This window comes from Mycobacterium sp. (genome assembly GCF_049802695.1).
Classification (GTDB): Bacteria; Actinomycetota; Actinomycetes; order Mycobacteriales; family Mycobacteriaceae; genus Mycobacterium.
This window is the reverse complement of sequence record NZ_JBARMY010000459.1, coordinates 1-6796: the sequence shown is the minus strand read 5'-3', so window position 1 is coordinate 6796 and position 6796 is coordinate 1. Positions and strand designations below refer to the sequence as shown.

Annotated in this window: 6 protein-coding genes and 1 pseudogene; 3 read left to right on the top strand and 4 right to left on the bottom strand. The window is 65.0% G+C overall.

Translation table 11 applies throughout. The features are described from left to right. Positions 1 to 388, top strand: a pseudogene (locus WA317_RS18500) (helicase-associated domain-containing protein); the annotation flags it as partial. Positions 389 to 448: 60 nt separating this feature from the next. Further along, on the top strand, positions 449 to 2101 hold the full coding sequence (locus WA317_RS18495; RefSeq protein WP_425174421.1) for a DNA repair helicase XPB: 1653 nt from the start codon (positions 449 to 451) through the stop codon (positions 2099 to 2101). A gap of 38 nt (positions 2102 to 2139) precedes the next feature. On the opposite strand, the gene WA317_RS18490 is transcribed toward WA317_RS18495, so the two are convergent. Beyond that, complete coding sequence (locus WA317_RS18490) at positions 2140 to 3690, bottom strand: FAD-dependent oxidoreductase (RefSeq protein ID WP_425174420.1); 1551 nt, start codon at positions 3688 to 3690, stop codon at positions 2140 to 2142. Beyond that, positions 3687 to 4562, bottom strand: a complete 876-nt coding sequence (locus tag WA317_RS18485) for an SAM-dependent methyltransferase (protein ID WP_425174419.1) — start codon at positions 4560 to 4562, stop codon at positions 3687 to 3689. The genes WA317_RS18490 and WA317_RS18485 overlap by 4 nt, the downstream gene beginning before the upstream one ends. A gap of 133 nt (positions 4563 to 4695) precedes the next feature. On the opposite strand from WA317_RS18485, the gene WA317_RS18480 reads away from it, so the two are divergent. After that, positions 4696 to 5307: a TetR/AcrR family transcriptional regulator gene (locus tag WA317_RS18480; RefSeq protein WP_425174418.1), complete on the top strand. Its 612-nt coding sequence runs from the start codon at positions 4696 to 4698 to the stop codon at positions 5305 to 5307. Here WA317_RS18480 and WA317_RS18475 read toward each other — a convergent pair. Both WA317_RS18475 and WA317_RS18470 read right to left on the bottom strand, forming a co-directional pair. Beyond that, positions 5304 to 6449 carry a thiolase family protein gene (locus WA317_RS18475; RefSeq protein ID WP_425174417.1) on the bottom strand — a complete coding sequence of 382 codons (1146 nt, stop codon included), beginning with the start codon at positions 6447 to 6449 and terminating at the stop codon, positions 5304 to 5306. The two genes, WA317_RS18480 and WA317_RS18475, sit on opposite strands and share 4 nt — an antisense overlap. A gap of 9 nt (positions 6450 to 6458) precedes the next feature. Continuing rightward, the coding region (locus tag WA317_RS18470; protein ID WP_425174416.1) for a Zn-ribbon domain-containing OB-fold protein at positions 6459 to 6796 on the bottom strand (338 nt) is incomplete at its 5' end.

Sequence of the window (6796 nt, the reverse complement as noted above, 5' to 3'; positions counted from 1 at the left end):
GGATGCCACCGGAGCGATCGTCGACATCCGCTCCCGCGGCGCCCGGGTGCCTACCCCTCCGCAGCGCCGGCCGTCCCGCCCGATATCGCGGCCCAGCCGCGAGACCCTGAGCGGGGTGGTGGCGGTGTTACGCAAGGTCAGCGCTGCACCGTTCGCCCATACCCGTGTCGACCCGGCGGTCGCGATGTCGCTGCTGCAGCGCGCTGCCCAAGACGGCGACACGGTGGTGATCAGCTATGTCGACGCCGCCGGGGTGGCCACGCAGCGGGTGGTGACGCCGGTTGCGGTGGTCGGTGGCCAGCTGGTGGCGTTCGATTCCACGTCGGGGCGGGCGCGGGAATTCGCCATTCACCGCATCACCTCGGTCATGTCGGCCGGCGCGGGATAATGGTTGTATGACTCGCGCCGGCGACGAGGCAGAGCGAAGTGATGAGGAGGAGCGGCGCCATTGAGTAACGACGGACCGTTGATCGTGCAGTCCGACAAGACGGTACTGCTCGAGGTTGACCACGAGCTGGCCCGCGCTGCGCGCGCGGCTATTGCTCCGTTCGCCGAGCTGGAACGCGCACCCGAACACGTCCACACCTATCGCATCACTCCGCTGGCGTTGTGGAATGCTCGCGCCGCCGGCCACGATGCCGAGCAGGTGGTCGACGCGCTGGTCAGCTTCTCGCGCTATGCGGTTCCGCAGCCACTACTGGTCGACGTGGTCGACACCATGGCCCGTTACGGCCGGCTGCAGTTGGTGAAGCATCCCGCGCACGGTTTGACGCTGCTCAGTCATGACCGGGCCGTACTCGAAGAAGTGCTGCGCAACAAGAAGATCGCACCGATGCTGGGCGCCCGAATCGACGACGACACGGTCGTGGTGCATCCCAGCGAGCGTGGCCGGGTCAAGCAGATGCTGCTCAAGATCGGCTGGCCGGCCGAAGACTTGGCCGGCTACGTCAACGGTGAAGCCCACCCGATCAGCCTGCAGCAGGACAACTGGCATCTGCGCGACTACCAGGAACTGGCCACCGAGTCGTTCTGGGCGGGCGGCTCAGGTGTGGTGGTGCTGCCGTGTGGGGCAGGTAAAACGCTGGTCGGCGCCGCCGCCATGGCCAAAGCCGGCGCGACAACGCTGATCTTGGTCACCAACACCGTCGCGGGCCGCCAGTGGAAACGGGAGCTGATGGCGCGCACTTCGCTCACCGACGACGAGATCGGCGAGTACTCCGGGGAACGCAAGGAAGTCCGGCCGGTCACCATCGCCACCTATCAAGTCATCACCCGCCGCACCAAAGGCGAGTATCGCCATCTGGAGTTGTTCGACAGTCGCGACTGGGGCCTGATCATTTACGACGAGGTCCATCTGCTGCCGGCGCCGGTTTTCCGGATGACCGCCGATCTGCAGTCCCGGCGGCGACTGGGCTTGACCGCCACGCTGATTCGCGAGGACGGTCGCGAGGGCGACGTGTTCTCGCTGATCGGCCCGAAACGCTACGACGCCCCCTGGAAGGACATCGAGGCGCAGGGCTGGATCGCGCCGGCGGAATGCATCGAAGTGCGGGTCACGCTGACCGACAGTGAACGGATGATGTACGCCACCGCCGAAGCCGACGAACGCTATCGGATGTGCTCGACGGCGCATTCGAAGATCGCCGTCGTCAAATCGATTTTGAACAAGCACCCCGGCGAGCAGACGCTGGTGATCGGGGCCTACCTCGACCAGCTCGACGAGCTGGGTGCGGTGCTGGACGCTCCGGTCATTCAGGGGTCGACCAAGACGGCCGAGCGTGAGGCGCTGTTCGATGGGTTTCGCCGCGGTGAGATCACCACACTCGTGGTGTCCAAAGTGGCCAACTTCTCCATCGATCTGCCGGAAGCCGCTGTAGCGGTACAGGTTTCGGGTACGTTCGGGTCCCGTCAGGAAGAGGCGCAGCGGTTAGGACGGTTGCTGCGGCCGAAGGCCGACGGCGGGGGCGCAGTCTTCTACTCGGTGGTCGCGCGCGACAGTCTGGACGCCGAGTACGCGGCACACCGGCAAAGATTCCTGGCCGAGCAGGGCTACGGTTACGTCATCCGCGACGCCGACGACTTGCTGGGTCCCGCAATTTAGGTCGCCAGAATTGTCGCCCACTCATGGCCGCTGCAGACCTACTCACCAGACAGGCGCCGACCTAGTGCTGCGGCGAACTGGACGCAGTCGGACGTTTTCGGGTTGGCGACGGCTCCGACGATGTGGTCGGGTCGGATGAGGGCGACGTAATTATCGCGCCCAAAGAATCGAGTGAGAGCTGCGAGGTCGCCGTAGACCGCCGGCAGGCTGAGCTCGTTGGCCAGTTCTCGGGGCGCGGTGGGATCTCCGGCGTAAAGGATTGCGCCAAAAGCCATCTTCAGATAAATCCGCTCGCCGCCGATATCGAGGACATCGGGGACGCGGTGTCCGAGTGCTTTGGAATTTCCGTGCAGCAGTCGTGATTGTTTGTAGGCGACGTCGAGCATCGAGAACTTCCGGGTAAGGGCACCGGCGGATTGACCGAAGCCGAAGAGTCCGTCGAGAGCGCGGGCCACGGCGATCCGTCGGTGTGGTCGTGCGGTTTGGAAACGTTCGGCGATGTCGGTCACGGGTTGCACCGTGCGACCGATCAGCGAGGTGCGTTCCTGGGAATAGGATTCGAGAAGCGCGTCGGCATCGGCGCCGGGGTCGGCCACCGCCGTGGCAAGTTTCCAGGCAAGATTGTGCGCATCCTGGATTCCGGCGTTCATGCCCTGCCCGCCCGCGGGGCTGTTGAGGTGCCCGGCGTCGCCGGCCAGCGTGACGCATCCGTGGCGGAACCGGGGCGCGGAGCGCTCGTGCTTGTGATACATGCTGCACCAGACGACTTCCACCGATCCGGGACCAAACAGTTCCTGGGCCAGGTTGACGATGTGATCGTGCATTGCCGGGCCGCTGAGGCTCTCGTCGACAGCCTGTTCAATGATCCGCCAGATGCGGTTGCCGAAGCGGATGCCCACGACGATGCCACGGTGGCTGAAGATGGTGGGCCATTCGTCGGTGCGATCCAGGCCAGGATCGATGCGGACGTCGGCAAGCAACGCTTGGGTGGGGTAGGTCTTGCCGTCCAGTTCGACGCCGAGTTGGTCTCGGACCGTGCTGTGTGCCCCGTCGGCGGCGACAAGATAGCTGGCGGTGTCGGTGTCTCCGGCTGAAGTCCGCAAGCGCAGGCCTACGTTGTCCCGTTCGAAACCCATCAGCTCGGTGCCCCAGCGCACGTCGACGAGTTCGGTGGCCTCGACGGCGCTGAGGAGTATCCGTTCGGTTTGGTCCTGTGGAATCGCCAGCGTGAAAGGGACCGCGGTCTGGTCGACGAGCTTGGTGAAGTTGATGTGCAAGACCTGGTGATCGTTGTCTGGTTCGCGCAGCCGGACATGGGGCACCCGGTTCCCCTTCGCAAGCAGTGGTTCGAGGACACCCCATTGCTGAAAAATCTCTAGTGTGCGCGGCAGGATCAGGGTCGCGCGGGAATGCGGATCGAGTTCGGTCTTCTTCTCGAAGACCACGCTGCGAATACCCGCTCGGGCCAGACCGAGGGCGACGGCGAGACCCACCGGGCCCGCTCCGCTGATCGCGACGGGCGCGCCGCCGCCCGACGTGCTGTCTGCTTGGCCGGTCGGATGCGGTGAGCCGGCGTGAGGAACATTCACGGTGCGCGGACTCCTTGAACCGTCGCAGTCGCCAGCCAGGCGCGGCCGGCTTCGGTGGGGTTACCGGTGAGTTCGGTTGGGACCGACCGGTGGTAATCGGCGGCGACCTCTCGCAGGTCGTGCACGCTGGGGTCCCAGCCATGTCGCAGCAGCCACGTACCGGGACTTTCCGTTGGCCCGCCGCACCACAGCTCGACCAGTTCAGGGGAGAGCGCCGCGCGCGCCGCGCGCAGCAGGTCGGAGTCCTGCATGTGGTCGAAAGCGAGCACGCTGCCCGGCGCGGAGCGTGCGGTGATCCGCCGCAGCAGATCGTCGGCGCCATCGGCTGGCAGGGCATACCAGAGGCCTTCGGCTAGCCACAGCGTTGGCAATTTATGCTGCCAGCCGGCGTCGGTCAGCGCCGCTGGCCAATCGTCGCGAAGATCAGCGGCCACCGTGACCCGCTCACATGAGGCGGCGGCGCCTTCCTCAGCCAGAACGGCGTCTTTGAAGGCTAGTGTCTCGGCGAGATCCACCTCGAATACCGAGGTATGCGACGGCCAGAGCAACCGGAAGGCCCGGGTGTCCATCCCACAGGCGAGCAGGACCACCTGCGCTCCGATACCCGCCGCCGCCAACAACGCGTCATCAAAGAACCGCGTTCGCAGCGCCACCTGTTGGGCCATCAACTGGTAGAAATCCGGGTCCCGCCCTGGCGCTGACATTGCCGCCAGCGACCGGGCCGCCCCCGCAGCAGACACAAAGCAATGCGCGTATGGGTCTTCGAACAACCGGTCATCGCGGGTGGTTTCAACGGCACGCAGCGCCGCAACCCCCAGCGAGGTCGCCGCGACTCCACTCAGCGCAGTGACACGTTCAGAGTGCTGTCCCATCCACACACCTCGCTCAGGGCATGACTATCGAGTTCCTAAGATAAACAGAACGTCCATTTCGTTTACAGCTTGAGTGTGCGCCTACCGTCAAGCGAAAGTCAAACAGAAGAGGCGTTCTCTTAAGATGTCGTGTATGCCCCGTCTTACCGAGCACACACGCCAGGCGCGCCGTCGCCAAATCCTGACCGCGGCGCGGCGATGCTTCGCCCGAAACGGCTTCCAGGCGACCTCGATGCAGGACATCTTCTTCGAGGCCGACCTGTCCGCCGGCGCCGTCTACAGTCACTTCAACGGCAAAGACGAGATCATCGCGGCCATCGCCGACGAAGTGATCAACAACATCACCGCCAGCCTCGACGCAGCCCTCGCCCATCACGAGCCACCCCCACTCGCCGATGTGGTCGAGCGCTTTCTTGACACCCTGCAACGCGCCGACATCGCCACGATCGCGATCACTGTCTGGGCCGAAGCTGTTCGTGACCCCGCCCTCCGGCGGCGATTAGCCACTCGCTACCGGCGGATGCGTGACGACTTGACCCAACTCGTGCTGGCCCACCAGAGGCGCGGCACCATTGACCCCCACCTGTCCGCTCTACATGTGGCTCAGGTCGTTACCGCCCTTGGTCCGGCGTTCCTACAGCAACGCGCGTTCGACACCACCATTACCGCCGCTACATTCGCTGAAGGGCTACAAGCACTCTCGCGGCAGCTGAAGGCTCCAGCGAGCCTGGGGCCGGCGACTTAGAGCGCCAGGATGGTCGCCGAGGCGGTGCCGGGGGCGCCGTAGACCTGAGCCAGGCCGACGCGTGGATTGCCCGGAACCTGGCGGTCGCCGGCCTCGCCCCGGAGCTGGCGCACCAGTTCGTGCACCTGCCGCAACCCTGAGGCGCCGATCGGCTCGCCATTGGCGATCAGACCGCCATCGGTGTTGACCGGAATCGAACCGTGAATCTCGGTGGCGCCGTCAGCGAGCAGCTTCTCCTGCTCACCGTCGGCGCACAACCCAGTTTCAGCCATGTGGATGACCTCGGCGCCGGCGTCGGTGTCCTGCAGCTGGGCGATGTCGACATCTTCGGGTCCGATGCCCGCGGCTTCGTAGGCGGCTTTGGCCGCATACACCGTGGGCGAGGCGTCCTCGTCCAACGGAGCCGACGTCGCGTGCACCTCGTAGGCCCCGAACCGTCGGGTGCGGATCTCGGTGGCCCGCACATATACCGGCTTGTCGGTGAACTCGTGCGCGATGTCACCGCGACACATGATGACCGCGGCGGCACCTTCGTCGGGCGCGCAGAACATGTACTGCGTCAGCGGGTAGTTCAGCACAGCCGAGTTGAGGATCACGTCTTCGGTAATCGGCTTGCGCCGGAATGCGTTCGGATTCAGCGCCCCGTTGCGGAAGTTCTTGGCGGCGACCTTGGCCAGCGTGCTCTGCGAGATGTTGTGGTCGTGCAGGTACTTGTTGGCCTTCATCCCGAAGAACTTGGTGGTGACGAACTGCCCGTTCTCCGCATACCACTGCGGCAGCGCCAGCTTGGCCGGGTCGTCGGTGAAGGCACCGCGCGGATGCTTGTCCAAGCCGATCGCAATGCCGATGTCGTATTTGCCCAGCCTGATCGTGTCGGCGGTCTGCTGGATAGCACTGGCCGCGGTAGCGCAGGCGTTGAACACATTGGTGAACGTGATGCCGGTCAACCCGACCAGACGGGTCACCGCGTCAGGATTGGAGACTTCGTAGCTGCCGCCGAAACCAAACTGAACGTCGCGCCATTGCAAACCGGAATCTGTCAGCGCCAACTGAATGGCCTCGGCGCCCATCTGCATCGCGGTTTTATCGAACCTGCCGAACGGGTGCAGTCCCACGCCGATAATGGCGACATCGTTTGTCATGCGAATCCCCTAGACCGGTTGAAATGCGAAGGTGACGATCTCGTTGCCGTCGACGTCAGCGGTGAACGGCACCATGGTGAGCTCGACTTCCTGCCCGAACCGCAGCTTGGCCGGATCGTTCTCGGTCAACCGGCCTTCGACGCGGATCACCGCGTCTTGTCCCAAGCCGAGTTGGACCAGGCCGACACCGAAGGGCACGAAGTCCTCACCGGTCGGGCCGGCGTAGGGAGCGCCGGGCGGAAAGCCCTGAGTGGTCCAGGCCACCAACGTTCCGCGACGCGGCAACAGCAGCTCGCTCATCTGCCCGCCGCTGCAGCGCGGGCAACGCTCCTGGACGGGGAAGGTAG

Excerpts from the sequence above, each read along its gene's own strand:
- WA317_RS18485 (WP_425174419.1), bottom strand. The coding sequence starts at position 4,562 with ATGGGACAGCACTCTGAACGTGTCACTGCGCTGAGTGGAGTCGCGGCG.
- WA317_RS18480 (WP_425174418.1), top strand. The coding sequence starts at position 4,696 with ATGCCCCGTCTTACCGAGCACACACGCCAGGCGCGCCGTCGCCAAATC.
- WA317_RS18475 (WP_425174417.1), bottom strand. The coding sequence starts at position 6,449 with ATGACAAACGATGTCGCCATTATCGGCGTGGGACTGCACCCGTTCGGC.